The organism is Chitinophaga cymbidii, from assembly GCF_007992715.1.
GTDB lineage: Bacteria > Bacteroidota > Bacteroidia > Chitinophagales > Chitinophagaceae > Chitinophaga > Chitinophaga cymbidii.
In genome coordinates this window covers 239,902-265,519 of record NZ_BKAU01000006.1, presented here as the reverse complement: position 1 = coordinate 265,519, position 25,618 = coordinate 239,902, and the positions used below count along the sequence as shown (strand labels likewise).

At 52.9% G+C, this 25,618-nt stretch carries 20 protein-coding genes; 7 read left to right on the top strand and 13 right to left on the bottom strand.

Features of this window, described 5'->3' with window-relative positions:
• Window positions 1-107: 107 nt before the first annotated feature.
• The 5 genes from CCY01nite_RS23695 to CCY01nite_RS23675 all read right to left on the bottom strand — a co-directional run bounded on the left by CCY01nite_RS23695 (window position 108) and on the right by CCY01nite_RS23675 (window position 8,094).
• Entirely contained in the window at window positions 108-1,718 is a 1,611-nt protein-coding gene (locus tag CCY01nite_RS23695; protein WP_146866968.1) for a RagB/SusD family nutrient uptake outer membrane protein, read from the bottom strand.
• An 81-nt stretch (window positions 1,719-1,799) separates the two neighbouring features.
• Window positions 1,800-5,291, bottom strand: a complete 3,492-nt coding sequence (locus tag CCY01nite_RS23690) for a TonB-dependent receptor (protein ID WP_146866966.1) — start codon at window positions 5,289-5,291, stop codon at window positions 1,800-1,802.
• 48 nt (window positions 5,292-5,339) lie between these two features.
• Window positions 5,340-6,356, bottom strand: coding sequence for a FecR family protein (locus tag CCY01nite_RS23685; RefSeq protein ID WP_146866964.1), 1,017 nt, complete (start codon window positions 6,354-6,356; stop codon window positions 5,340-5,342).
• Between the two features lie 93 nt (window positions 6,357-6,449).
• Window positions 6,450-7,076: an RNA polymerase sigma-70 factor gene (locus CCY01nite_RS23680; RefSeq protein ID WP_146866963.1), complete on the bottom strand. Its 627-nt coding sequence runs from the start codon at window positions 7,074-7,076 to the stop codon at window positions 6,450-6,452.
• 127 nt (window positions 7,077-7,203) lie between these two features.
• Complete coding sequence (locus CCY01nite_RS23675) at window positions 7,204-8,094, bottom strand: tetratricopeptide repeat protein (protein ID WP_186831226.1); 891 nt, start codon at window positions 8,092-8,094, stop codon at window positions 7,204-7,206.
• A 156-nt stretch (window positions 8,095-8,250) separates the two neighbouring features.
• Here CCY01nite_RS23675 and CCY01nite_RS23670 point away from each other — a divergent pair, with 156 nt between their 5' ends.
• The 3 genes from CCY01nite_RS23670 (at window position 8,251) to CCY01nite_RS23660 (ending at window position 10,180) form a co-directional block, all read left to right on the top strand.
• Entirely contained in the window at window positions 8,251-8,703 is a 453-nt protein-coding gene (locus CCY01nite_RS23670) for a DUF6934 family protein (protein WP_146866959.1), read from the top strand.
• A 35-nt stretch (window positions 8,704-8,738) separates the two neighbouring features.
• Entirely contained in the window at window positions 8,739-8,918 is a 180-nt protein-coding gene (locus tag CCY01nite_RS23665) for a hypothetical protein (RefSeq protein ID WP_146866957.1), read from the top strand.
• 167 nt (window positions 8,919-9,085) lie between these two features.
• Window positions 9,086-10,180 carry a serine hydrolase domain-containing protein gene (locus CCY01nite_RS23660; protein WP_186831225.1) on the top strand — a complete coding sequence of 365 codons (1,095 nt, stop codon included), beginning with the start codon at window positions 9,086-9,088 and terminating at the stop codon, window positions 10,178-10,180.
• 2 nt (window positions 10,181-10,182) lie between these two features.
• On the opposite strand, the gene CCY01nite_RS23655 is transcribed toward CCY01nite_RS23660, so the two are convergent.
• Together CCY01nite_RS23655 and CCY01nite_RS23650 are read right to left on the bottom strand one after the other, a co-directional pair.
• Window positions 10,183-11,544 carry a sensor histidine kinase gene (locus CCY01nite_RS23655; protein WP_146866953.1) on the bottom strand — a complete coding sequence of 454 codons (1,362 nt, stop codon included), beginning with the start codon at window positions 11,542-11,544 and terminating at the stop codon, window positions 10,183-10,185.
• Complete coding sequence (locus tag CCY01nite_RS23650) at window positions 11,531-12,241, bottom strand: response regulator transcription factor (RefSeq protein ID WP_146866951.1); 711 nt, start codon at window positions 12,239-12,241, stop codon at window positions 11,531-11,533. The genes CCY01nite_RS23655 and CCY01nite_RS23650 overlap by 14 nt, the downstream gene beginning before the upstream one ends.
• 175 nt (window positions 12,242-12,416) lie before the next feature.
• Between CCY01nite_RS23650 and CCY01nite_RS23645 the strand changes: the two genes are divergently transcribed.
• The 3 genes from CCY01nite_RS23645 (at window position 12,417) to CCY01nite_RS23635 (ending at window position 14,493) form a co-directional block, all read left to right on the top strand.
• The gene (locus CCY01nite_RS23645) at window positions 12,417-12,902 is read left to right on the top strand and encodes a putative universal stress family protein (protein WP_146866949.1); all 486 of its coding nucleotides are present in this window, start codon (window positions 12,417-12,419) and stop codon (window positions 12,900-12,902) included.
• 29 nt (window positions 12,903-12,931) lie between these two features.
• Window positions 12,932-13,852 carry a bestrophin family protein gene (locus CCY01nite_RS23640; RefSeq protein ID WP_146866947.1) on the top strand — a complete coding sequence of 307 codons (921 nt, stop codon included), beginning with the start codon at window positions 12,932-12,934 and terminating at the stop codon, window positions 13,850-13,852.
• Window positions 13,853-13,944: 92 nt separating this feature from the next.
• On the top strand, window positions 13,945-14,493 hold the full coding sequence (locus tag CCY01nite_RS23635) for a hypothetical protein (RefSeq protein ID WP_146866945.1): 549 nt from the start codon (window positions 13,945-13,947) through the stop codon (window positions 14,491-14,493).
• 35 nt (window positions 14,494-14,528) lie between these two features.
• Here the strand turns inward: CCY01nite_RS23635 and CCY01nite_RS23630 are convergent, their stop codons facing one another.
• The 5 genes from CCY01nite_RS23630 to CCY01nite_RS23610 form a co-directional block, all read right to left on the bottom strand.
• Window positions 14,529-15,449, bottom strand: coding sequence for an alpha/beta hydrolase (locus CCY01nite_RS23630; protein ID WP_146866943.1), 921 nt, complete (start codon window positions 15,447-15,449; stop codon window positions 14,529-14,531).
• Window positions 15,450-15,493: 44 nt separating this feature from the next.
• Window positions 15,494-16,012, bottom strand: coding sequence for a molybdopterin-dependent oxidoreductase (locus CCY01nite_RS23625; RefSeq protein WP_146866941.1), 519 nt, complete (start codon window positions 16,010-16,012; stop codon window positions 15,494-15,496).
• A gap of 10 nt (window positions 16,013-16,022) precedes the next feature.
• Window positions 16,023-18,008: a TonB-dependent receptor plug domain-containing protein gene (locus CCY01nite_RS23620; protein WP_146866939.1), complete on the bottom strand. Its 1,986-nt coding sequence runs from the start codon at window positions 18,006-18,008 to the stop codon at window positions 16,023-16,025.
• A 78-nt stretch (window positions 18,009-18,086) separates the two neighbouring features.
• Complete coding sequence (locus CCY01nite_RS23615; protein ID WP_146866937.1) at window positions 18,087-18,449, bottom strand: winged helix-turn-helix domain-containing protein; 363 nt, start codon at window positions 18,447-18,449, stop codon at window positions 18,087-18,089.
• Window positions 18,450-18,472: 23 nt separating this feature from the next.
• Complete coding sequence (locus CCY01nite_RS23610; RefSeq protein WP_146866935.1) at window positions 18,473-19,501, bottom strand: phosphotriesterase family protein; 1,029 nt, start codon at window positions 19,499-19,501, stop codon at window positions 18,473-18,475.
• Window positions 19,502-19,695: 194 nt separating this feature from the next.
• On the opposite strand from CCY01nite_RS23610, the gene CCY01nite_RS27000 reads away from it, so the two are divergent.
• A complete protein-coding gene (locus CCY01nite_RS27000; RefSeq protein ID WP_146866933.1) occupies window positions 19,696-23,781 on the top strand; it encodes a choice-of-anchor Z repeating domain-containing protein in 4,086 nt (1,361 codons plus the stop codon).
• A 21-nt stretch (window positions 23,782-23,802) separates the two neighbouring features.
• On the opposite strand, the gene CCY01nite_RS23600 is transcribed toward CCY01nite_RS27000, so the two are convergent.
• The gene (locus CCY01nite_RS23600) at window positions 23,803-25,608 is read right to left on the bottom strand and encodes a polysaccharide lyase family 8 super-sandwich domain-containing protein (RefSeq protein WP_146866931.1); all 1,806 of its coding nucleotides are present in this window, start codon (window positions 25,606-25,608) and stop codon (window positions 23,803-23,805) included.
• Window positions 25,609-25,618: the final 10 nt, after the last annotated feature.

The following is a 25,618-nucleotide window of genomic DNA, read 5'->3' as shown; positions in this document are numbered from 1 at the left end:
TTAATATTTGATTTTTTACGGGCCAGATGGAACCTCACAGTAACATGGCCCTGGGTGATAAAATTTATTATGCTCGGTTTCATAACAGTGTGTTTAATATTGATGGATTATTGCCAATCCGGGTTTTGGCCGAGGTTTTGATTCTGGTCGCGTTCGAAAGTGGGCACCGGCCACAGGTAATGTTTCGGATCTTCGAAACGCCGGGCTTCCACGATGATGTAGCCGTTCGGATCTTTATTGAAAGCGCCGGAGCTCACTTTGATGCCGCGCACGGGTTTGTTCAGCACTACGTCGGCGATCTTCCAGCGGCGGATGTCGAATGCGCGGACGCCTTCAAACGCCAGCTCTGCTCTCCTTTCGCGGCGCACGATCTCGCGCAGTTGTGGTTGTGACGCGCCTGTGGGGAACTCCGTGGCGCCGGCGTCTGTAAACTTCGCACGAACGCGGGTGGCTCTGACGGTCTTGTTCCAGATATCGGCATCCAGGTTGTTCAGCTCGTTCATGGCTTCCGCATACATCAGCAGCACGTCGGCATACCGGATGATGGGAAGGTTCAGGCCAGAATTGTAGTTCGGCGCGGTGGGATCGTAATGTTTCTGGAAATAATATCCGGTCGGCGATGCGCCCTGGTCATCCACGCTGTTGGTGGCGGGCACGGAGCCGGGCTGCGTGAGGATGGTCTGCACCTGGCCTTCGAAATCCGTGATGGTGGAGCCGTGATGCAGGATGGTGGCCTCGAAGCGGGGGTCCCTGTTCGTGTACGGATCGTTTTCATTATAACCGGAACCGGCTTCGCGGATGGCTTTGCCGTTCAGCATGATGTAGTCGTCCACCAGGTCCTGCGTAGGCACCAGCACGCTCCGCAGCAAGGCTACCGTCTGCGGCAGGAAGCTGCGTTGTGTGCTGAACGTTCTGCCGCCGCCATATTGCAGGTCGAGGATCACTTCGCTGTTAAACTCGTTGGCTACCTTGAACAGGTTCGCATACGTGCCCAGCAGGCTGTAAGTACCGTTCTCCGTGGAGTTGATCAGCAGCTCGCATTCGTTTTTCACTTCCTCCCATACCCCTCTTTTTAACTGCACCTTTGCGCTGAGCGCGATCGCTGCGCCGCGGGTGATGCGGCCTCTGTCCTTTTCCGCATACTGCACATTGGTGGGCAGATCGCCGCGGATCTCGGACAGCTCCTGCAGCACGAAATCGAGTACGGTGTTCTGCGCGGTGCGGCTGATGGTCTTGGATTCGTCTACCGAGATCTGTGTGGTAAAGAAGGGTACATCGCCAAACCAGTCCGTCAGCTCAAAATAGGAATACGCGCGGATAAAGCGGGCTTCCGCAATGATGCGGCGCTTCAGCGTTTCATCCATCGACGGTACTTTATCGATGTTTTCCAGCACGATGTTACACTTGCGGATAGCGCCGTAGCGGTAGCTCCATTCCGCGGTCACGCGGGCATTGGAGGGATCGTAGCTGCCGCCGGCCACCAGCGATACGCTGCTGAAGCCGGTACCCGCCACATAGGCGTTATCGCTGAGCGCCTCGTTACCGAAGTAATAAAAGTCGCTCGACATGTTCTCATAGCAACTGGTGAGCGCGTCCAGGGCATCCTGCGCATCCCGCCAGTAGGCTTCTTCCGTAAACTCCCGCGTGTTCGGCTGGTCCAGTTTACGGCAACTGAACAAAGCGGCAGCACAGCATATTATCAGGAATACTTTTTTCATCAGTGCATATTTTATTTTTTTCGGGTCTGATGGAGCCTTGATGATTATTTCATCATGCCGGCTTCATAAATCACTTGTTTATCAGAATTTGATATCCAGTCCGAATGCAAACGTGGCTGCATTGGGATAGTTACGGCCTGCGATGGCGTTGTAATTGGAAAATCCGAGCTTGTCGTCATACTGCGTGAACTCCGGATCTACGCCCAGTTCCGCGAAGCGGCGCGGCGTGAAGGTCAGCAGGTTCTGGCTGGTGAAGTACACGCGCAGGCTTTGCAGGTTCACGAGGCCCGTTACGGATTTAGGCAATGTATACCCCACCTGCAGGTTCTTCAGGCGCAGGTATTTTGTATCGAACATCCAGTAATCTGAATAAGCAAAGTTGTTCGCATTGGCGGTACCGATGGTGAGGCGGGGATAGCTGGCGCCGGGATTGGTGGGCGTCCAGCGGTCGAGGTGCTGCACAAAGGCGTGGTCTTCGTTGTTGTGGAACGCCTCCACAATGTCGCCACGCAGGAACTGTGAGCGTTTGCCAACACCCTGCCAGAACATGGTGAAATCGAAATTGCGCCAGGTAGCGTTATACGTAACACCGAAGGTGTAGCGCGGGAACGGGTTGCCGAAGATGAAACGGTCGTCCGCATCAATCACGCCGTCTTCATTTCTGTCGATATACCTGATATCACCGGGCTGTACCTGCTGGTTGTAGGCAAAAGGCACTTTCGGCGCATTCTTGATATCGTCCAGGTTCTGATAAAGACCGTTGGATTTATAGCCGAAATAGGACGCGATGGGGAAGCCTTCGCGGATGATATACGTGTAGTCCGCGCCGCGGATGGATTCCTGTCCGAATTTAACAACCCTGTTCAGGTTATCGGAAAGGTTCGCGCCTACGGTGTGGTTCACGGGACCGGTCTTTGCGCGGTAAGATACCGCCAGTTCCCAGCCCTGGTTCTCCACTTCGCCTACGTTCTGCAGGCTGGAGCCGATGCCCGCGGTGCCGGGCACTACCTGTGACAGGTAAATGCCGGTGGTGCGTTTGTTAAAGTAGTCGAAGGAGACCTGCAGCTTATTATTGAAGAAATCCGCATCAATACCGTAGTTGCTCATGGTGGAGATCTCCCATTCCAGGAACTCGTTGTAAGCGGTGAAGTCGGCGCCGGGATTGGCGGTGTTGTTGAACGGATACTTGTTCGGGTTGAGGTTCACCCTGGCGAGGTAGTTGAATCCGCCGATGTTGGAGTTGCCCACCTGTCCCCATGAATAACGGAACTTCACATTGCCGAAGCGGTCCCGGAAGCCTTGCAGGAAGTCTTCGTCCGTCACGCGCCATCCGAGGGAGAAGGCGGGGAAGAACTGCCAGCGGTGGCCGGGCGCCAGTTTGGAAGAGCCGTCGTAGCGCCAGGTGAATTCCGCGAGGTATTTATCGTTGTACACGTAGTTCACCCTGCCGAAAAGAGAGTTCAGGGCGTGCAGCTCCGGGTTCACGAGGTTGTTGTATTCACCGATGGTGGCATAATCCAGTGTACCGTCCGGCTTCGGGATATAACCGCCGCCGATGCTCCAGTCATCATCCAGGTTGGTTACGCCGTGGCGCCTGGCTTCGATGCCGTAATGCTGGTTGAGCGCGTCGCTTCTCACACCTACCTGTCCTTTTACATAATGTTTACCGAACGTATTTTCATATTCCGCCGTGGCATATACGTTGGTGGCCATGTCTTTGTATTCGGACTGGTACATCACGTTATTGATGGGCGGATTGGCGGTGGTATAGTAAGGCGCGTAGCTGTATTTGTTGGTCCGCACCTTGTCGCCGGTGATGGTGTAGGTGCCGGATGCGTTCAGGTTGATGGTGAAATTTTTCACCGGCGTGATGGCTACGTTCAGGCCGCCGAGCAGGTTGTCCCGCTCCCGTTTGTTGAAGCCCTGGTATTCCAGCTGCGCGATGACGTTGTTGCTGTTCAGCGCGGGCACTACGAAATTACCGAGGGAGTCTTTCACCGGGTAGATCCGCGGGGTACGCATGGCGTCGCGCATGAGGATGCCGATGTCAGCATTCTGCCGGTTGAAATATAATTTGGTGTAGGACATGTTCACATCCACCCGTACGTATTTGCTCACCTCTACAGACATGTTCAGGCGGGCATTGTAGCGTTTGTAGTTGAAGTCCGCATTGGTCAGGTATTTATTTTCCAGCATGTTGCCCTGGTTCACATATCCCAGTGAAAGCAGGTAGCTGCTGCTTTTGCCGCCACCGGTGAGGCTGATGTTGTGGTTCTGCTGCGGCGTGAACTTGCGGAGCATTTCGCGAAGGTAAGCCGGTTCCGAACCGCGTTCGTGCCAGTAGCTGATATCTTCCGGTGAGTACTGCGGCGTTTTGCCGGAGTTCACGAGTGCTTCGTTCTTGAGGGTCATGTACTCCCACCCTTCCATCTGGCGGGGCAAGGCGGTGGGCATCTGCCAGCCGTACATGCCGTTGTACTGCACCGAGGGTTTCTCGTCTTTCTTCCCTTTTTTGGTAGTGATATAGATCACGCCGTTGGCGGCCTGGGAGCCGTAGATAGCGGAGGATGCGGCGTCTTTCAGTACGGAGATGCTTTCCACATCGTAGGGGTTCAGGTTTTGCAGCCCTTCATTGCTGGCCTGTATTCCGTCTATGATGATGAGGGGGGCGTTGCCGGTGAGGCTTCCCACGCCGCGGATGTTCAGCGTCAACGCGGCGCCGGGCTCCGCCGTACCTTGTTGCAGGGTAAGGTTGGGCGCCGTGCCTTGCAGCGCCTGGAACATATTGGCGACCGGCCTGCTTTCGATATCTTTCGTTGAAATGGTGCTGATAGCCGCGGTTACCTGTCCCTTTTTCTGGGAGCCGTACGCCGTGATCACCACTTCGCTCAGTTCCCTTGAATCGGCGCCGAGCAGGATGGTGATGCTGGTGCGGCCGTTGATCGCAACACGCGCGGGCTCAAATCCCACGGAGGTGCAGAGAAGGGTGTCGTTGGCCTTGTCCGCCGGTATGCGCAGTACGAAATTCCCTTCTTCATTGGTGACAGTGCCGATGCTGGGGGCACTTTGCAGGCGAACGTTTACTCCCGGAATGCCTTCACCGTTATCACTCACTACCCGACCATTAATGGTCACGTTCTCCTGCTGTGAATATACGGCGGCGGGCACGTTTCCCTGTTTCAGGATGATCTTGTTGTTGATTAGCTCAAACCGGATGTCCAGGGGAGACAGGATCATCTCCAGTATCTCCTCCAGTTTCTTATCCCTTACATTCAGTGAAACCTTTTGCGACGCGCTGATCTCGTCATTGGAATATACAAACACGTACCGTGTCTGCTGTTCGATCCTTTCGAGCACATTCACCAGCTTTTCATCTTTTACAAGAAGGCTGATGCGGTTTTCGAGCGATCTTTTGGTGTCCTTTGCCTGTTGTTCCGGCGCCATGCGGCGCATACCCGCAGCATAGGCCTGCTGCGCCCTGAGATCCAGCATGCCGAGCAATGTCAGGCAAAAGATCAGGGAAATGGACAACAAACGGAAAGGGCCCATCAATTGTAATGGTCTTTCTTTCATAACGTTTGAACGTTTTGCAAATTGATTTTTTAAATACTAGCCGCGTTGTTACTCACTGATCAGCAGGAGGCTGTCAGTGATTGTGTACTTGAACGATTTTGATTTTGCCAGGTAATACATGATTTCCTGAAGGTTGTTGTTTTGAAATGATCCGGTCATCCGGTACTGACGTGGTTTATCTGAGTGAAAGGTCACTTTCTTTCCGAAGGTCCTTTCCAGTTCGCGGCAAATGTCTTCGAGGGATACGTCCCTGAAAACGAGCCGCCCTTCTGTCCAGGCTTTATCATCTTCTCCGGAGGTCGCTTCTTTTATAATATTGTCATGATTGCCCGTGGGCCGGTAAATGACCTTCTCATCCGGCGTAATGTAGAACGTGTCCGACCGCTGGTCGCCGTTCTCATATTTCGGGATGAAAGCCACTTTGCCGGTCGTTACAGAGGTTTGTACAGGTTCGTTGTCGTATGCCCGTACGTTGAAGGAAGTGCCGAGCACTTTCACCATTCCCTTTGCGAGATGCACGATGAAGGGGCGGTCGGCGCTGCCGGCCACATTGAAGAAGGCTTCTCCGTTCAGGTATACTTCACGGCTTGTTTTACCGAATACTTCCGGGTAGGTCAGCTTGCTGTCCGCATTCAGCCAGATCTTGCTGCCGTCCGCCAGCTCAATCACGGCGCGGGTGGCCTTTCCGTTCTGGCGTTTGAGCCATTGCATGGTGTCGTTACCGGTTTGGGCCGTTATCCTCGCGGAACGGTTTTTTTTCGGCCACACTACGGTCACGGCAAATGCGATCCCCGCTATGACCGCCGCAGCAGCCATCCATTTCCAGCGGCTTGCGCGCAGGCGTTGGGGTTGGCGTATCTTCTGCAGGGTGCGGTGCAGGGCCTGCTCGGTATCGGCAGAGGTATGCAGGGTAGATTCCCGGAAATATTGCTGCAGGATAAGATAACGGCCCTGAAGGTCTTCATGCTGCTGCAACATGCCGTCCAGCTCCTGCAGCTCCGCTGCTGTCGCTTGTCCCGCCAGTTTCCGGGCAGCCAGTATGATGAATTGTTCTTCGTTGACCATTATAAATATTGAGCCGTTGTATAAGAAGGACAGCAGAAAAAAGGGAATTACTTACAAGGAGGGGAATTTTTTTTTCAATCGCCGCGCAGAAGGCTAAAGCAGAAAAGGCAGCACCGAGATCAGCAGCAGGAAAGGCGGATTCAGTTTCCCGGTCTTCGATCTGCCGGGGCGGTAATGCCCGATGGCTTCATTCAGCCGGCGGATGGCGCGGAAAAGCTGTGTTTCCACGGTCCGGGGAGAGATATTCAGGATGGCCGCTACGTCCCGGTATTTGAAACCTTCTTCCTTGATGAGCCGGAATACTTTTCTGCACTGGTCCGGCAGGCGGTTCACCTCCAGGTCCAGCTTCATCAGCATTTCCTTCCATTCCATTTCCTTTTCCGGGTCCATGGCGGTGCTCAGCTGGGCAAGGCCGGTATCGACCGGTATAATGCGAAGCGGGGAATATTGTTCGAGGTAGTTCAGGGAGTGATTTTTGACCGCCACGAACAGGTATACTTCGAGGTTATCCACCTCCAGCAGCGCGGTGCGGCGGTTCCATATCTTTACGAAAACATCGGAAACGATCTCCTCCGCCGCTTCGGGGGACTGCACATACTGGATGCAAAAGCGGAGCAGACGGTCATACAGCAGCCTGAACAGGTCCGCGAAGGCCTGCTCATTTTCGTAACGTGCAATTTGCAGTTGCAACTCCTTTATATGCTTACTGGTTTCTGTCATGTCCCCTTATTAGGACAGGTAATCGGGTTGAAATACTTACAAAAGTTAAAAAAAATTATTTACCTGCCAACCGGGGAAAGGGTAATATTATAATGTTCGCATATGTATCCGCATGTCTTTTCTCCTCCTACTTCTCTTCACAATACTGACTTTTTAACTGCTCCACCTCATCGCCATACATCTGACTGAAACCGAGATCTATTGCGCGCTGCAAGTCACGGCAGGCGCTGTCCATATCCTTTCTGGCAATGTATACAAGCGCCCGGTTTCTGAAGGCGTACGAATTATCGGCCTTTAGCTTGATGGACCGTTGTATGTCTTTCATGGCGCCTTCGAGATCATGTTGCTTGTAGCGTGCAAATCCCCGGTTATTGAAAGCAAACGGGTCTTCCGGTGCAATTTCCAGCACCCGGTTAAACAGGCTGATGGCTTTCTCATAATTCCCGGCTTCCATATGCGTGAAGCCCAGGTTGCCGATCGCGGCAATTTCACGGGGAGCCTGCAGGACAGCTTTTTCCAGGTAGCTGATGGCCTCCTCCTTCCGGTTCAGATCGTTTAAAACAGTGCCGGTAGCTGTGAGGATAGCTATATTGGTCGAGTCAAACGCCAGCCCCACCATGAAGTCTTCATACGCTCCCTGGAAATCTCTTTTCATGGCTTTAGCGGTTCCTCTCCTTACGATATCGCTATATTTAACAGAATCCTCCCGGGCGTACGCGATCGCCCGGTTAATATCGCGGATACATTCATCAGGCTTTTGAAGGTCGTAAAAATAGTTGGCGCGTGTGCTGTAATAGAAATGATTGGTTGGCTGAAGTGCGACAGCCTTATCAAAATTGATCAGGGCTTCATCCATATTTCCCATCATCTTCTGTATGTTGCCCCGCAAATTGTAGAACAAGGCACTGTCATTATGAGCAGCTATCAGGATGTTGATCTGTTGCAGCGCTTCTTCATATTTTTCCTGATCATACAAACTATAAATCCTTTCAAGCGAAGGGTTTTCTTTCCGCTGCATGCATGCAGTAAATAATAAAAATAATATTGCGCAAGCGACTGTGAATTTCATAGCGTACAGGATTTGTTTTCAAGCATGAAAAAGATACATTTTTTTGGAACGATTACAAAATGCATGTAAATTACCGCATTGTTTGTAACCTAATTCTTTTCGAAAATGCATCTCGACAAATACGAGTATCTGGCAGACCAAACCTTTGCCAGCTTTATGTTTCAAAGCAACGGTCCACGCGGCTCGATCAGGAAGATCGTTAACTACCAGGAAGTATTTCCTTTCCCTGACGGCAGGCCGGTCATCAATCTTGGATTTGGTGATTGGGATGAAGATATTGAGAAAGTAGATGATTCCATTCTCTCCAATAATCAGGACAGAGACAAGGTGCTCGCCACTATCGCATCTACGATTGTTGAGTATACAGATATTCATGGCAAGATGCCGATCTATGCACAGGGAAATACACCGGTGAAAACGAGGTTATACCAGATGGCGATGAATGCGCATCTGCATGACATAGAGCAGTTGTTCTGGGTGTTTGGTCTTTCAAAAGGTAACTGGACCAAATTTGAACCGGGAATAAATTTTGAAGCGTTCATGATTATCAGAAAATAGTCTTACATTTGGAGTGTAAAAAAAGGAGGTGATTTATGCTTTCAAAAATTTTCAGAAAAACGAAAGCAGGCAACCTTAAAAAAAGCAAGGTTAAAGTCTGCAAATCTTTAAAAGATTTCTCTAACGAAGCTTACTTCGTTAAAAAGGCAGAAGCCGCAAGAGCAGTACTGGCCAACTCTGTTTTTCCCAAAGAGTTTATTCCCGCCGGCCGATAGTTCAATATTCATTATATCCATCCATAATATTTGATCCTTCAGGAAGCTGAAGGATTTTTTTTATCCGGAAATGCCGGTCATATTGCTCATGTATAGCATTCAAATCCTGATTTGAATAGATGGAACAGCACAAACGATGCAGTTTTGCAGTAAATGAAACCAAACATATGAAATGGATCTTTACATTGTTTGCCGTCTTTTTACCTGCACAGTATTTGTTCGCCCAGGAAATGGATACAGCCGGCTTCGCCCAAAAAATGGAATCCCTGCGCCAGCGTTATCATATTCCCGGGCTTTCCATTGGCGTCGTGCATCAGCGGAAGATGATCTGGAAAGCCGGCCTTGGATATGCCAACGTGGAACAAAAAATCCCACCTGATGAAAATACGGTGTACCAGGTAGCTTCCGTTACCAAAACCTTTGGCTCCATTATCCTGATGCAGCTGGTGGAGGATGGTAAACTGAGCCTGGATGATCCTATTTCGAAATACGGCATCAACCTTGGCGCCCGCTGGGGCAGCGACGAGCGGATAAAGCTGACGCACCTGCTCACGCATACGGCCAGCGGCCATAGCTTCAACGGTTTTAAGCCGGGCTACAGTTTCCGGTACAACGGGGCCTGGTACAATGAACTGGGTAACGCGATCGAAAAGACGTCCGGACGAACGTTCGGGGAATTGCTATATGAAAATATCATTCGTCCGCTGCATTTACGGCGCACTGTACCGAGCACTGACGACAGTGCGGCTTTCAGCCTGAGCGGGTATGATAAAACGGCTTTCCTGAAAAACGTTGCCAGGCCGTACGACTGGCGGGATAAACAGATCGTGCCCGTACAGTTTACCTATGGCTTCGGGCCGGCTGCCGGACTTATGAGCACCGTGTCCGATCTCGCAGTTTATTCCAATGCCATCGATGAAGGAAAGTTTCTCAAAGACGCTACCTGGCGGCAGGTTTTGACGCCGTTTGTAACGCCTAAAGGTAAAAAGGTCCAGTATGGATATGGCTGGTTCGTCAGCCAATACAAAGGCATGAAGATGTTCTGGCACACCGGTTGGTGGACGGGCTATTCGGCCTTGTTCCTCAAAATCCCGGAAAAGGACCTCACTTTCATCATCCTGGCGAACTCTCAGGACCTCAGCCGTCCGTTCTACCACATCATGCGGCCGCTGCCTATGATCAATCCTTTCCGGAGAAGCCTGAACAAAAAGGTGCAGGCATCCGCTTTCGCCAGGGCCTTTATCGACTATTTCGTCCGGTAGGGTCAGGATGAAGGCAGCTCTACCCTGATCTCCGTGCCTTCGTTCATGCGGCTGTTCACAATGATCTCGCCTTTGTGCATCCGGATGATGTTGTTGGTCAGCGGCAGGCCGATGCCGTATCCTTTGAAGGGTTTGGTGTTGGATGCGCGGAAGAACGGGGAAAAGATATAGGGCAGATCCTCTTCCGGTATCCCGATGCCGTGGTCCCGCACAATGATGATATTCTTTGAATTAGTGGCGGCCAGCGCAACGGATACGGGGCTGTTGCTGGAATATTTTACAGCATTGCTGATAATATTGCTCAGGGCCAGTTCCAGCAGCTGGAAATTTCCGGGGATGCTCATCTTTTCTTCTTCTTCGGGGAAAAGGCTGTAGTCGATCTCCACTTTATTGCCCGGAGTGATGCGGTCTATCATATGCTTGACGGAGAAAAGCAATTCATCCGTCCGTACGCTGCCCCAGCTTTGCTTCTTTCCGTCGAAGCCGGTCTGTGCAAGATGCAGCAGGCTGCGGGTAATGTGTTCCAGGCGTTCAGCTTCCCGCAGCATGCTCCGGATGGATGCCTGGTAGCTGTTACAGTCGCGTTCCTTGCTCAAGGCCAGTTCGGCTTCGCCGATGATGGCCGTCAGTGGGGTGCCGAGTTCGTGAGATGCGTTGCTCACAAAATTGTTCTGTGTTTCAAAAGCCGTCTCCAGCCGGTCCAGCATGTTATTGAAAGTGCCGGCCAGTTCGCTCACTTCGTCCCCGCCGGAGTGCGATTCCACCCGCATATGCAGGTTGCCGGAACTGATGTTCTTCACCTGGTTCATAATGCGGTGAATGGGCCGGAGGATGTAGTGGGTAAAGAAAAGTCCCGCCCCTATGACCACCCCGGCCGCAATGATAAAGCAGATAATGAGGATGCGCCGCAGTTCCGCGATGTACTGCGCCCTGTATTCATTCACGGCGGAAACGATGACGATGTAATTGCCGTCTGTATGCGTATACAAAATCCCTTCATAAAAGCGTTCGCCGCTGCGGAAGGTTTCCTTGCCATTGCGGATCACCTCCTGGTAAAACTGCAGCGGCAAACCGAGTTCGGGATGCGGGCGCACATCGTCCATTTGCCTGACGGGGAGAATATATTCTTTCTCTGAAGGCAGCTTTTCCAGGTGGCGGTCGCGGATATAATTGTAAGCCAGCGTGTCCGTGCCCACTGGCGGAAAAGTAGCGTGCGCGGTCAGGTAGGCGCGTATTTCCAGGCGCTTGTAAAAGTCTTCAAAAGAATGCTGGTTGGCCATGTAATACACGAAGAAGCTCATCCCCGTGATGATCGATACTGTCAACAGGGCGAAGAGCAGCATGATCTTGTTACTGATTTTCATCCGTCAGTGTTTCCTTTAACATATAGCCATGCCCTACCACGGTATGGATCAGCTCCGGCTCGTTATTCCTGTTTATCTTTTTACGGAGATAATTGACGTACACGTCCACCACCTTCGTGTTCATGTTAAAATCAATTCCCCAGACATGTTCCAGTATTTCTACTCTTGACAGTACCTTGCGGGGATTGCGCAACAGGTATTCCAGCAGCCGGTATTCGGTGGCGGTGAGCATGATGTTCCGGCCGTTCCGGCCTGCCTGCTTGGTGTCTGTATTCAGCTCCAGCTCCGCCAGCCGCAATACGCCGGGCGCTGCCACTGCCTGTCCGTTGAAAGCGGGCGCCTGCCTTCTCATCAGGGAACGGATGCGCGCTTCCAGCTCCTGGAATTTGAATGGCTTAGTAAGATAATCGTCCGCCCCGCTGTCCAGCCCCATCACCACGTTCTCCGTGGTGCCGAGCGCCGTCAGCATCAGGATGGGCACTTTCATATCTTCGGAACGCAACTGCCGGCACAGCTCGATGCCGTTCTTTCCCGGCAGCATCACATCCATGATGATCATGCCGAAATCATTGTTCCGCGCCATGTCCAGCCCCAACAGGCCGTCCGGTGCAACACTCACTTCGTACCCGGACTCCGTTAATCCCCGGGAGATAACAGATACCACAGCGGGTTCATCTTCTATTAATAATATTCTCATATGATCTGTTCAAATTTAAGGTCTGCGGGCCGGAAAACAGCAGATCGCGGCATTCTCTTACCGGATTCTAACCTCCCTCCCGCTACATTCTTACCATTTGGCAACAATACTCTAACGCCGCGCTTACCGCATCTTAACACCACCGCTCTAGCTTTGTTGTAAAATAATACTGCTCATGAAAAATATTCTGGTACCCACAGATCTTTCCATTCGCTCTTTAAGTTACCTGCACAACCTGGCAGAGAATCACAACGATATGCTGAACATTACGCTGATGCATGCGCTCCGGCTGCCGGATTCGATACTCGACTTCTGGGTGTTCTCCAAATCCACCCGTCACCATGCGCTGGTGAGCAACGAGTTCCGGGAGGCATGTGAAGTGATGAAAAATAAATATGCGACGGTGATCAACTCCCTGCAAGTGGAGTTTTTTTACGGCACCACCGCGCCCGCCCTGCGCAATTTCCTGAAGGCGCACGAGATCAGTGAAATAGCGCTGCCGGAAGGTTTTTATTACCAATTGCCCTGCACGGAAAGCTACAACCCCCAACGGCTGTTTTCAAAGTGCAGGCTGCCGGTAAGCCCGTTGAAAATGACGGCGCCCAAACAGGTGATCACCGCCAGCACCTCCATATCGGAGCTGCTGGTGGTACCTCACTGAACGTGTTCTCTTAATTAAAACTATTGGCGATGTTACTGAAGAAAGGGATTCCGCTGAAATATATATTCGGCAAGATCAAATACGAAATACTGGCTGTAACGATTTACACTTTGGTCATCAACATGCTGTATTATCAGTATGGCCTGAAAAATATTTCCATTCCGCTGAGCGTGCCGATGGTGCTCGGTACCGTGCTTTCGTTATTGCTGGCATTCCGCTCCAACCAGGCGTACGACCGCTGGTGGGAAGCCCGCACCATTTGGGGCGCAATCGTGAACGACTCACGCACGCTCACGCGGCAGCTGACATCCATGATGGACCACGCCAATGAATCAGAGGAGACCAGGCATTTCCGGGACCAGTTCGTTAAAAGACAAATAGCATGGAATTACGCCCTCGGGCAATCGCTCAGGAAAAAAGAACCGTTAAAAGGACTGGACCGGCTGCTCTCCCGCCGGGAGCTGAACTATGCCGCCAAATTCGATAACGTTCCGGCCGGACTGCTGCAGATGCACAGCCGCGATCTGAAATACGCGCTGCAGCAGGAATGGATCAACCCGTATCAGCAGGTGGAGCTGGACCGCACGCTCACGCGCCTGTGCGATTCGATGGGAAAATGTGAAAGGATCAAGAACACGATATTCCCGGCTACCTACAGCCTTTATACGCACTTTGCCGTGATCTTCTTCATCCTGCTGCTGCCCTTCGCGCTGATCGACTCCCTGGGTATTGTGGAAGTGCCGCTGGTGGCGGCTATTTCGGCTTCCTTTCTGCTGATAGAAAAAATGGCGATCAACCTGCAGGATCCTTTCGAGAACAAACCTACGGATACACCCATGACCAGCATCGCCCGGAAAGTAGAAAACGACCTGCTGCAGATGCTTGAAGAAACACAGCTGCCCGAAGTGGAAACGGAGCCAATAGACAACCGGGCGTACTATGTGCTGTAGTTTTTTAGAAAAACATTAACAACCTGCCTGATATTTATCAGCTGTCTCTTTCCGCCAATTTGTAAATTTGCTGTACACCAAAACGATAACATATGAAACGACTGATTCTCTCCCTTTCGGTGATATCGCTTACCCTTTCCGGCTTTCAGGCTTTTGCGCAAAGCGGTGTATATCTGAGCGCCAAAGATTTTGAAAATGCGAAGCTCAGTTACACGGAGCATCACATCAACGCGCATATTCCGTTACGCTATTCCAAAGTAAAAGTGAATACGCCCGGTGAAACGCTGCTGCTGAACAAAAGCGAAGTATTCGGTTACCGCGATGAAAAGCAGCGCGATTACCGGTTCATCAACAATCATGCGTACCGCATCCTGGACCATCAGTATTTTCATGTGTACAGCCGTGATGTGGAAGTCTCCAAAGGCAAGGGCCGCATCAAGGAAACGAAGTATTACTTCAGCACGCATGCGGATGGAGAAATGCATCCGCTGACCATTGCCAACCTGAAGAAAGCCTTCCCGGAGCACAAACGCTTCCACGAACTGCTGGACATGCAGTTCAGGCATGATCCGGAGCTGGCGTGGTACGACCAGCATGCGCAGCAATTCAAAGTGAAATCGATCTTCGAGCAATCCATATAAGCGATCAAAAGCCCGGGCGTGAACCCGGGCTTTTTTTATAATTCCTCTCTGAAAAAGATATCCGTTTCCGTGATCACCTTATCCCAGTTCCCCGGCTGGCTGAAGCCATGGTCAGCGCCAGCTATTTCAATATACCGGTTCGGAATGTTTTTACTGTTCAGCACATTGGTGAATGCTTCGTACAGTGTGGCGCTCACGTCCGGCATGTTGAACAGCTCGTTATTTTCCGGGCGGATATTGATCGTGGCTTTCCCTTTCCCGCTGCTCACAACCCAGTAAGGGCTTACCGCCATGTAGGCCAGCTTGTTTGCATTCACGGGCTCATACCCTACCGCCCGGTAGTATATTTCCACGAGGCGAGGGTCCACCTGGTCAAACTGTGATTCGTCCTGGAAGCTGAAATCTGTTGCGCCCGCCCAGTTCGCGGCCACCTTTACGCGGCCGTCCGCATTCACGTCCGTATACGCATATAACATGGCGAGCGTGGCGCCGGCACTGTGCCCCGCGATCGCCCAGCGGTCTACACGTATCTTCCATTCAGCCGCTTTACCCGCCGCCACACCAACCGCCAGCTTTATATCCTGCAACTGCTCTGTGATCCGCACGGCGCTTGGCTTGTGCACAATGGGCGTCTGTAAAATGCCGGCCGTATCCACCAGCCGGTAATTCATGTTCAGCACCACATATCCCTTTTCAGAAAGCTGCCGGGAAGGAGCAGCAATATCCGATTTATCGCCCGCCACAAATCCTCCGCCATGCAGCAGCACCACCACCGGCGTGCCGGAAGTCCGGCCTTCAGGCAGGTATACGTCCATTTTCTGACGGGCGTCCGGGCCATAAGCGACATCGCTCATCACCGTGATTTCGGGCTTCGTATCCTTATCATCTTTACTACATCCCATCATGAGGCAGCAGGCTGTGACACCGATGGTAACAGCTTGTAATTTTCCGTGCATAACCGGTGTTTGAGGGAGGTATGTCAAAAAGGATGCCAGTGGCCTTACGGAAGCCTGGCGACTTCAATACTTTCCACCCATTTCACATGGCGTGGACCAGTGATCTTGTCATTCCGGCATATCATTACAAAACGCCCGTCTTCCATGATCGGCCGGCCGTTCTCCGCGAAAATGAGAAAAACTTCATCGCCTGTAGGATTGTTATAAATATCATTCCAGGCATATATCGTTGTATAACCGTCGCTAGCGCGGACGGCGATATAGTATTTTCCCCGTTCTTTAGGGCGTGGCATGGTTATACCCGCACTGTCAAGAATGTATTTGAGCGATATCCCTTCGAATGACCGCAGCACTTTTTTCGTTTCGCCAGAAGAACAGACGATGTTCATATTTTGATAGGTTTGCGGTTTAAAATGACGGATATTATCGAGCGTGATGGTAAAAGGATGTGCTATCAGTCCGTGGACAACCACCTGGTCCGTGACCGGCTCCGTCGTATCTGTTACAGGCGGTATGGCCTGCCCGGCAAGGCTTACAAGCAGGAAAAAGGAAAGGAAATGCATATGTAATGATTTATAGAATGGAATAATTAAAATTCAGTTTGATGAAATAGTTGCGCCCCTGTTCCGGAAAGCCCTCCACCAGCACGTAGTCTTTATCAAAAATATTATTCACGCCCATGCGCACCTGCAGCCAGGACTGCACAGGCACTGCCAGCGAGCCGTGCAGCAGAAAGAATCCCGGCGCTTTTGTTCCATAGCTGGTGCTGTACCGGTATGTGTTGTATTCGCCGTCTACGGTAAGGGCTACACGTGCAATCGAGTAGGTTGCCGTTCCACTCAGTTTGTGTTCGGGAACGTCTGTAAAACGGATATTTTTATCATCCAGATTTTTACGGCGGATGAACGAATAATTAATGCCGGTTTGCAACATGCCGATATTGTACGATACAGCCGCTTCACCTCCGTAGAATGCTGCGCGGCCTTTATTCTGCATTTGCGATAACCAGCGGCCGGCGGGGGTATCGTATTGAACATTGTTTACATTCTGGATCACATTTCCGATGCTGCTATAAAACACCGCCGCCTGCAGACGAACACGGCGGATGCTGGCATCCTCATAGCTTAATTCATAATGCAATGCATGCTCCGCTTTCAAAGCAGGATTCGGGACCGCCGTGCCCATGCGGTAAGAGTACCTGTCCTTTATTGTGGCTAACCGCGTCATGCGGCCGAAGGAAGCACGTACCGAACGCGCCGGGGTAAAATACCGCGCCAGGGAAGCCTGTACGTTCCAGGCCGTGTTTGTTGCGGCGTCAAACTGGCTGACAGCACCGGTTTGGCTATCATAATTTTCCGCACCGTCGTTCTCCCGCATGTTCCAGCTTACCCCCGCCTTTGCCGCCCAGTTGTCCGAAAACCGTTGTTCATCGGAAATGCTGACAGCATAAGTATTGTCCGCGGTTTTTCTTACCGGCTCACCGATGTTATGTTCTTTGTGAATATCGCGTTTTGCATGTAAGGCCGCGCTCAGCCGGTTATCCGTCCGGATGTTCCTGCTGTATTCAGCGCTGGCGCCGATGCTATGATCGTCATAGATGCTGCTGAAGGCATAGGGTCTTGTCTGCGCGGTATAGCTGCCGTCGTCATAGCTGTCCAGCCGGTTACGGAACTGATCGAAGTACACGCGCAGCTTCACCTCGCTCAGGCTGTCCGGCTGCATATTGGATATAAAGTACAGACTCTTTTTGTTCCAGTAAGGCCATTTCCAGTAGCGGGGATTTTTCAGGAGGGAATTCAGCGAATCGGCTCCGGCATATACCGGCGTGCCCTTTTCTCCCTGCTGATCAATATAGCCGATCGCGTATTCGCTGCGGGAATTGGGCGTATACCCGATCTTGATATTGAACTGCACATCTTCATGCATCGAGTTTTCGCGTTCTTTCCCATCTTCTGTTTTAGTTGGTGTGTAGTTGCCGGAAAGACCGAAGTGATCACGCTTGTACCTTGAAACACCCGCCTGCACATAGAATTTCTTCAGCCTGCCGCCAATATTGAGATAACCCTCATGACCACCTGCAAGCCAGCCAGCGCCAGCTTCCAGGTCCAGCCTGTGAACAGGCTTCACCGATACAAGGTTGATAGCGCCACCCATGGTGTTAGGGCCATACAATACGGATGCGCTGCCCTTGCTCACATCGATGCGGGAAACCCCGAATGTTGTAAACCGCGCAAGGTCCACATACCCGTCATAAGGAACGTACACGGGCACGCCATCCACAAACACCGGCACCTGCCGCAGGTTGAACCCGCGGATGAAAACCACGGATTCATTGCGTGGCCCCACGCTCCCCAATGTCACACCCGGCAACAGGTTGAGCGCGGTAGCCACGTTCAGGCGCTGATGCCTGTCAATGTCTTCCCGGTTAACAACATCCTGCTTTATATCCTTGATGACCACTTCTCCCAGATGAAAAACACCGGAGCTGTCACGTTGGGCGGTAGCGGAAAAACTGAATAAGATGAGGTGTATGATGGCAAGAGGGACAATGGTTTTCATTATGCTTTTTTTTGAATAACGGTACAAACATAATAAACAAAGTGATAATTGCAAATGTGGGGAATCAATCCGGGAAGATTATTTAGATGAGGGTTTGAAGGTCAACTCTTTTGAGTAGGATGCCAGAAATTCCTGGAAGGCGCCGTTAAATTCCCTGAACTGCTCAACGGCCTTTAAACCTTCTTCGGTAAGCACGGCCTGGCCGCCTCCCTTTCCGCCGGTATTGGCCACGACCAGCGGTTTTTTCAACACCTGGTTCATCTGCTGCACAAATTCCCAGGCCTGGCGGTACGACATTTTCATGGCCAGCGCGGCCTTTCGGATAGATCCCAGCTCATGTATCTTTTCCAGCAGCTCTACCCTGCCATATCCTAAAAAAGCGCCGTCAGGCCCGTCGATCCAGATCCTGCCGTTCGCTTTGAAGGTATGTTGCTTTTTCATGGCTGTGAATTTAATAAAAAAGATCAATCCGCACGTCTTACCCGCACCCCAAAAGCCTCAACAGGATTACGCTTCAGCACCAGATCCACATCCCGCTGCGTAAAACCGTTCCGCAGCAATGCGGGAATAAAAGCATTGAACAATTCCGTATATGGCCGGTAAGGCCCTCCGCCGGGATCACCAACGTAGTACCATCCGCTGTCCTGCGACAGCAGTACTTTATGCAGCAGTCCCTTGTCTTTCATGTACCGCAGCAGCTTCAAATATTGCGCATGATTGTCGGTTTTCAAAGCATCGAACTCCACCCATACGCCTGCTTCCGCCATTTCGCTGAAGATGGAGAAATCTGTTTCATTCTGTGCATGTATCCATACAAATGCCTCCGGCGATACACCATGTTCCTGCAATATCTTCAGTTCTTCCTGCGCGGCGGCGCCATCGCCGGAATGGATGCCGATGGTAAGACCGGTTTGCAGATGTGCGAGCGCGCCGGCATGCACCAGCTTTTGTTGTACGGGCGTTAACGGCGCCTTGTCCGCCGCGAGCTTGATGAATCCGGGGCGCACCGCGGTGCCTTCGATGCCTTCTTGAAATTCACGGACCCACCGGGCAGCGAGCTGCTCCGCCGTTTCCGTATAAGCATGTTCCGGGAGATGCTTTTCCTTGCTGGCACCGTAGTAGCCGGTGTTGGTGACGAGGTGCAGTCCCGTTGCTTTGGACAGCCGCTGCAACAGCTGTACGTCCCGGCCGAGGTAAGCGGGCGTACATTCCAGCATGGTGGCGCAGCCGGCCTTGCGCACATCCGTCAGGAATGGCAATGCTGTTTTGTACACTTCATCGATGTTGTACCTGTCTTTGCTGATCTTGCCCGCTTCGATGAAATCCACCATTACATGCTCATGTGTCAGGAAGTAACCCAGCTTTGACGGGGGAATCCAGCCGTTCACGCCCATGATCCGCAGCCGGGGCTTTGCCGCACTCGCGGCCTCCGCGAAGGATGGCAGCAAGGCAAGTGAAGCGAGGGTCCGTATGAATATTCTGCGGTTTTTCATGCTGACCGAAGTTACAAAAATCAGCCAGTATCCGCCAACCACGGCGCATATTCCGCCATCCGCCAACTAATCCCCAACATGCGTACTTTTACGCTTGACCCGGTTTATTATAATTGATAACTTCGTTACATCGTTGTATTGACCCCTATTTGCAATCCCCTTACCTCATTTATTAAACCCCAAAATAAATTCACATGGAACAGCTAAAAACGCTGATGTTCGTGCGTGCGGAAAGCAATGGAGCCTTTGACGGGTCCGTTAACGGCACGCAGGTAATGCTGAGCGGCAGTGTTGCCCGCTCGGAAATCGAGAACCAGTTCCTCGTTAAAAAAGGTTTCATCAACATGGGCCGCATTCCCGAGCTGGAGGAAAGCGGCGTATTCACGCTTGAAGCGATCGTTATACCGGACACGGTAAAAGGCGCACGGCAGAACATCATCGAATCACAATCCCCGCCCGCGGCGCTTTACATCGACAGCAAAGGATTGCTCAGCGGCAGCGTGCATGTCAAAAGCGGCTGGAAGGTGATCACTTCCAAAACAGCGCTGGCCGCCGGAAAAACGTATCGCGTGCGGTTCTCCCGCGATAAAGCAGGCAAGCTGTCGCTCGAAGTGAACGATAAAGTGGTGGCCAGCCAGAAAGTGACGGGCGCCCTCGAAGCGGTGGGACAGCTGGGCTTCAGGGCCGGCGCGGGAATGGACGGTAAAAGCTACCAGTTCAAAGGCAAGATCGGCGACATCCTGATCCGCGAAGGCGCATTCACCTCAACGGCCTGGAGCAAACGTGTCAAAGATGCCAAAACGCTCGAAGCCAGCATCAAATCAAAGATCGGCATCAACGCCATCGTAAAGGTGATCGCCAGCCTGGATGAAAGCAGGGCGCGCCTGCAGCCGGTAAAAGAGATCATGAACGCCGCCGGCGTGGACAAGATCAGCGACCTCTCCACCCTTCAGATCAAAGTACCTACTTATATTCCCAAAGGAAAAGTGCTGATCGCGCCGAAGAAAATGAAAGAAGTGAAAGTGAACTGGGGCAAGATCGCCAACAGCTTCACGCAGCTGAGCGCGGCACAAAAGAAAGAGCACCTGGCGCGGTACCTCCCAAACCGCAACAGCGCCACCGTACTGAAGGGCGCGAAGCCAATGGCGGTAACGCCCACACCGTCCCCGGTGATCGTGACAAGACCCGGCAGCGTCATCAACACCACCGGTCTTTCCGGCCGCCTCGATCATCTTACCATACTGAACAGAACAGGCGTCCGCCTTTCCCGCGAAGTGATCCGCAACAGTCCCACCATCGAGGCGTTCCGCACCGGCGTCAGCCTCAATGAGGTGGTGCAGCTCAACGGCGCGGGCCTGAAGCTGGCGAACAAGGAAACGTTCCTGAAACAGATCGCCGCGCAGAAGCCGGAAGAATGGCCGATGCTGTCTGAAATGGTCCGCCCGCTGATGTTGAAAACATTGCCGGTGAATACTTCCGTGATCATCGCCGGTGTGCTGGACCTTACCAATACACAGGTGGTAGTGGAGCCGGATGTTGAAAAGCTTTACATCATCGCGGAGCGCGTGATCTGCGGCAGCAATGCCACCATCACCTGGCGCAGGCCGGGCGGCTCCACGCCACCGCGGCTGGATAACCCCGACCTGAACGGGCGCGGCTGGAACGGCATCCACACCAAGCCGGATTCCCGCGACGGGCTGGACGGCGACAACGGCAGACCCGGCGAAGGCGGCATTGGCGGCGCTTCCGGCCGGAATGCACCAGCGCTGGAAATGTGGGTAAAAGACCTGACGAACATCCCGAACATCGATCTGAACGGTGAAGACGGCATCAAGGGCGGCAGCGGCCAGAATGGCGGCCGTGGCGGTGATGGTGGCGACGGCAGCGGCGGTAAACGCGCATGGTTCTTTGGATGGCACTGCGTCAGCGATCCCGGCGACGGTGGTAACGGCGGCAATGGCGGCCGCGGTGGCGACGGCGGACGTGGCGGTAACGGCGGTCATGGTGGTAACATCACGATCGGTGTGCTGGACGGAACGCTGGCCAGCACCGTCACCAATAATTCATTCCGGCTGAAGAACCAGGGCGGGCAACGCGGACGCGGCGGCAACGGTGGTAATGGAGGCCGTGGTGGCAGCGGAGGGCGCAGCGGTAATGGTGAAACCTGTCATGATGCCCGCAATGGCCACAACGGATCACAGGGGCAACCCGGCGCTACCGGCGCGGATGCTGCGCTGGCGGGACAGGATGCGCAAAACAGCTTTTTCCAGTTTACGGAAGATGCCTGGGAAGAACTGCTGACCCGTCCATTTATCACGGAGATCAATCCTTCGGAAGTCTTTCCCGGCAACAGCATCACCCTGCGCGGAACGCAATTCGCCAATAACGACCGCGTGGTGATCGACGGAGTAGCTACGCTCGTGCCGGTCATCAACCCGGATGAAAGCATCACCGTTACGGTGCCTTCCAATATCGCGGGCGGACAAAAATCCGTGTACGTGCGGCGCGCATCGGACGGCACGCAAAGCAACCGTGTTCCCATCCGCGTGAAGCCGCAGCTGGACACGCTGCCGCCTGCTCTTCCACCGGCCACTGACGTGACCATTACCGGCAAAGCCTTTATCACCGGCGCTTCCGTGCTGGTGAACGGCGCAGCGATCCCGGCTTCCAGTGTTACGCAAACGCAGATCATCTTCCGGATGCCCGGTACCGGGGGAACCGGCAGCACCGGTGGTTCTGTGAGCGTACAGGTCAGGAATCCTGACGGCATGGTGAGCAACAGCAGAACGGCTACGAAACCCCGCGTGCTGGAAATCCCGTTCACCTACGGCGTTCACAACCTCCCCTTCAACAACTTCAAAGACGGCGTGCCCAGCTGGGGAACGTTTGAAGATACCTTTGGCACCGCGGAAGTGTGGCATGAACTGCTGGACCCGATCTTCGGGCATCCGGTGCTCACCGCCGCCTACTACGCTTTCTACGAACACTTCCTGAAAGGAGAAACCAACGGCGGACTCGCTACCGGCTTCTGCACTTCTTTGTCCAGCCTCGTAGCTGACAAACTCTGGAAAGGCGAAACAGATACCATCACCACCACCAAGGCCAGCGTGCACAAAATGCTCACCGCTATTCACGGTAAGCTGCTGAGCCGCGAAAGCCTGATCCATTTCCACGATCAGAGCCGCCAGGGCACTGCGCGCGTGGAGCAAACGGCCAGGGAAATAGAAAGGGTGTTCCTCACAGGTTGCGACAGAAATGTTGCTCCCCTCCTGTTCTTCATTCCTTCCGGCGCCATATGGGACGCGGGTTACATCGATGGATTGAGCGACTCCCATTGCCTCATGCCGTACCGTTTCGTATATCCTTCCGGCCACCCCGGACCGCAGCTGAGCCCCAATGGCACCACCACCATCGCTTCGCTGGACGGCGTGCAACTGTTCTGCTGGGATTGCAATCATGCGGACAACACCAATTGCCGCCTGCAATTCAGGATGGATGGCGGCGAGCTGCATTATGATTATTTCGACGGCGGCTCCGGCATTAAATTCAGCAGCAGCGACGGCGTCACGCTCGGCCAGATGAGCAATGGCGATTACATGCTGTCTGACCACGACCTGCCTTTCGGTGGACCATTTGGATTAACGAGCTTTATCGTGGATTTCCTGCTGAGCCCCGCCGATCTTGAAATACTGGATGAGAACGGGCTGCGTGTGGGCAATTTCAATAACCGTATATACAGCGAAATTCCGGATTCACATCCCTGCTACCTGCTCAAAGGCGCGTACCTGCTCCCGGTGAACAGAAGCTATACCCGTCATATTGTGGGCGACGGCGCGGGGACGTATACATTCAACAGCATCATGCCGGACGGCACCACCATCAAGCTGGAAAATGTAAAAACACAACCCGGCCACAGGGATACGCTGATGGTCAATGCGGATGCTTCGCAGATACGTTTTGCGCCGCATGCGGAAAAAGAGTTCACGGTAACGTTCTCGAAACTGATCGGCAACCAGGTACGGTCGCTCGCCATCAGCGGCGTGGGCGGCGGTCCGGGTACGGAATCGGATATTACCGTGGCGCCTGACCTCAGCCTTTTCCGGCTCGGCAACCGCAGCACGCTGAAGAACGTACAGGTGAAAGCATTTTCGATCAATAAAACGAGTAATACGCCTGTGAATAAACAGGTCAATGTAAACCTTCCTTCGAATCACGACCTCGTGGTGTCTGTCGGCAACTGGAATACGGTGGACCTTCAGGCGGAGGCGCTGGAGTTTTAAGTGGATAAAAAGCAAGGGCTGTCATTTGGTTGGCGGCCCTTCTTCATTTTGTGTGGGATCAACAACATGTTTCACGCCGTCTTTCATCATCACCAGGCAAGGCTTTTCCACTGATATGCCCGCAACGCTGCCTGCTTTATAGAACGCCGCCATCACCGTGCCGTCTTCCAGTTGCAGCGCCTGGCATTCGGGGGTATTCCGTAATACCTTCCAGCGTTTCTTCTCCGCCAGCCGGCGCACCTGCCGCACATTGTCACAGTACGCCACTACATAACCGGAAGCATTCCGCAAGGATGGTTTGAATACCTTTTCCCGCACTATTTCCGGGGAACCGGCTGCATTGATGGATTGCCAGCTTCCCTCCTGTTCTACCACCTGTACATTTATAACAGAAGTTTCCAGCGGTATGTAGGCCAGCTTGTTATGATAGACCCAACGGGTATCCGTCAGCACATCGCCCTGCAACCGGCATTGGTCCAGCGTAGTAATGCCGGACCTTCCGGCGATCAGGCAGATCATCATATTATCATAACAAGCCCAGAGCTTCTTTCCTTCTCCGAAGTCCATCACCGCGAAGCCACTCCGGCCATCGGTTACGCCGCCGGTGAATGCACTGCGGGTAAAGGCGCCTTCGGTAGTGCCGGGCAGATGCTCCCAGTCCCAGGCGGGCATCAGGTTCGTATATTCATTCCCGTTCAGTATGAAATATCCGTCGCCACTATGCATCAAATGACCTTTAAGGTTTTCGCTGTTGATGGATTCCGCCGGTAGTGTGCGGTTGGAAAGTGTTTTCAGGAAGAAGCTGAACTGAGGATGATGATAAACGGTAAAATCGGACCGCGGATAATGACGGAATCCTGTAAGCGGTTCTCCGGCACCGTTCTGCCGGGCTTCAATGGCAAGATAAGCCGCCTTGTTGGCGGGATCAAGCTCGCAGAGATATGGTATCAGCGGCCGGATATCCGCGCCCTTCAATGCATTCGGCCTGCTCACCGAGCGGTCGACCGTACCGGGAACGGTGTAAATGCCCCGCGCCATCCATTGCCAACCTTCAAGGATAAACGAAGAAAGGATCGCTATTTTTTCTTGCGGGAATGCCCAGGGCGTTCCTTGCGTTTCCCAGGCCAGGCGCACGTTATCCTGTAGAAAAGCCCGGCCGTAATGATACATTTGCAGGCGTTCCTTATGCTGATGAAAGCTGTAATCCGGCTGTACGCCTTCTTTTGTGGTAATTTTTACTTCCTTCCAGATCATTTCCACGCAGCTGCGCATCAACGCGGTATCGCCGGTGAAAGCGCCGTAGTGAAAGGTGAGGTCCGCGCACCAGACGAGGTTAGCACCGGTGCTCCTGCGCCAGGATGCCTCATCGTTCTGGGCCATCACCGCCAGTGCCTGTGACAGTTCATCCCTGTCAAGCGAACCGCGTAGCATCACGATGATATCCCGCATCAGCTGCGGTACGCCGATCTTGTTATGCCACCAGTTAGGGCTTTGATAACGTTTCTCCAGCCAGTGATGCAGGGCGTTGTCTATGATGCGGCGGCATGCACCGTCCTGATACCACGAAGAACGGGGATCAGACCAGGCGATGGACAGGTTACGCACCCTTCGCAAATGGTCCGCCACGTTCCAGCCCGCCAGATCGCGGTCCGCATAGTTGATATCCGGCCACTGGCGGATGCTGTCGTAATTTGAAACGATCGGGCTGATATCCGTTGCAGGCTGTGCGAGCAAATACCGGCGGTAACGGTTAAGCACCGTATCCGCCTGCGCGAAAGACATGTAACAGCATACCAGTAATGGAATCAGCAGGGAACAGCATTTCATACGATCGGTT

What these genes read in the sequence shown, in the direction of transcription:
- CCY01nite_RS23635 (WP_146866945.1), top strand. Translation starts at nt 13,945, where the DNA reads ATGAAACGACTGATTCTCTCCCTTTCGGTGATATCGCTTACCCTTTCC.
- CCY01nite_RS23650 (WP_146866951.1), bottom strand. Translation starts at nt 12,241, where the DNA reads ATGAGAATATTATTAATAGAAGATGAACCCGCTGTGGTATCTGTTATC.
- CCY01nite_RS23615 (WP_146866937.1), bottom strand. Translation starts at nt 18,449, where the DNA reads ATGAAAAAGCAACATACCTTCAAAGCGAACGGCAGGATCTGGATCGAC.
- CCY01nite_RS23660 (WP_186831225.1), top strand. Translation starts at nt 9,086, where the DNA reads ATGAAATGGATCTTTACATTGTTTGCCGTCTTTTTACCTGCACAGTAT.
- CCY01nite_RS23655 (WP_146866953.1), bottom strand. Translation starts at nt 11,544, where the DNA reads ATGAAAATCAGTAACAAGATCATGCTGCTCTTCGCCCTGTTGACAGTA.
- CCY01nite_RS23675 (WP_186831226.1), bottom strand. Translation starts at nt 8,094, where the DNA reads ATGCAGCGGAAAGAAAACCCTTCGCTTGAAAGGATTTATAGTTTGTAT.
- CCY01nite_RS23640 (WP_146866947.1), top strand. Translation starts at nt 12,932, where the DNA reads ATGTTACTGAAGAAAGGGATTCCGCTGAAATATATATTCGGCAAGATC.
- CCY01nite_RS23645 (WP_146866949.1), top strand. Translation starts at nt 12,417, where the DNA reads ATGAAAAATATTCTGGTACCCACAGATCTTTCCATTCGCTCTTTAAGT.
- CCY01nite_RS23690 (WP_146866966.1), bottom strand. Translation starts at nt 5,291, where the DNA reads ATGAAAGAAAGACCATTACAATTGATGGGCCCTTTCCGTTTGTTGTCC.
- CCY01nite_RS23665 (WP_146866957.1), top strand. Translation starts at nt 8,739, where the DNA reads ATGCTTTCAAAAATTTTCAGAAAAACGAAAGCAGGCAACCTTAAAAAA.
- CCY01nite_RS23695 (WP_146866968.1), bottom strand. Translation starts at nt 1,718, where the DNA reads ATGAAAAAAGTATTCCTGATAATATGCTGTGCTGCCGCTTTGTTCAGT.
- CCY01nite_RS27000 (WP_146866933.1), top strand. Translation starts at nt 19,696, where the DNA reads ATGGAACAGCTAAAAACGCTGATGTTCGTGCGTGCGGAAAGCAATGGA.
- CCY01nite_RS23620 (WP_146866939.1), bottom strand. Translation starts at nt 18,008, where the DNA reads ATGAAAACCATTGTCCCTCTTGCCATCATACACCTCATCTTATTCAGT.
- CCY01nite_RS23610 (WP_146866935.1), bottom strand. Translation starts at nt 19,501, where the DNA reads ATGAAAAACCGCAGAATATTCATACGGACCCTCGCTTCACTTGCCTTG.
- CCY01nite_RS23670 (WP_146866959.1), top strand. Translation starts at nt 8,251, where the DNA reads ATGCATCTCGACAAATACGAGTATCTGGCAGACCAAACCTTTGCCAGC.
- CCY01nite_RS23685 (WP_146866964.1), bottom strand. Translation starts at nt 6,356, where the DNA reads ATGGTCAACGAAGAACAATTCATCATACTGGCTGCCCGGAAACTGGCG.
- CCY01nite_RS23625 (WP_146866941.1), bottom strand. Translation starts at nt 16,012, where the DNA reads ATGCATTTCCTTTCCTTTTTCCTGCTTGTAAGCCTTGCCGGGCAGGCC.
- CCY01nite_RS23630 (WP_146866943.1), bottom strand. Translation starts at nt 15,449, where the DNA reads ATGCACGGAAAATTACAAGCTGTTACCATCGGTGTCACAGCCTGCTGC.
- CCY01nite_RS23600 (WP_146866931.1), bottom strand. Translation starts at nt 25,608, where the DNA reads ATGAAATGCTGTTCCCTGCTGATTCCATTACTGGTATGCTGTTACATG.
- CCY01nite_RS23680 (WP_146866963.1), bottom strand. Translation starts at nt 7,076, where the DNA reads ATGACAGAAACCAGTAAGCATATAAAGGAGTTGCAACTGCAAATTGCA.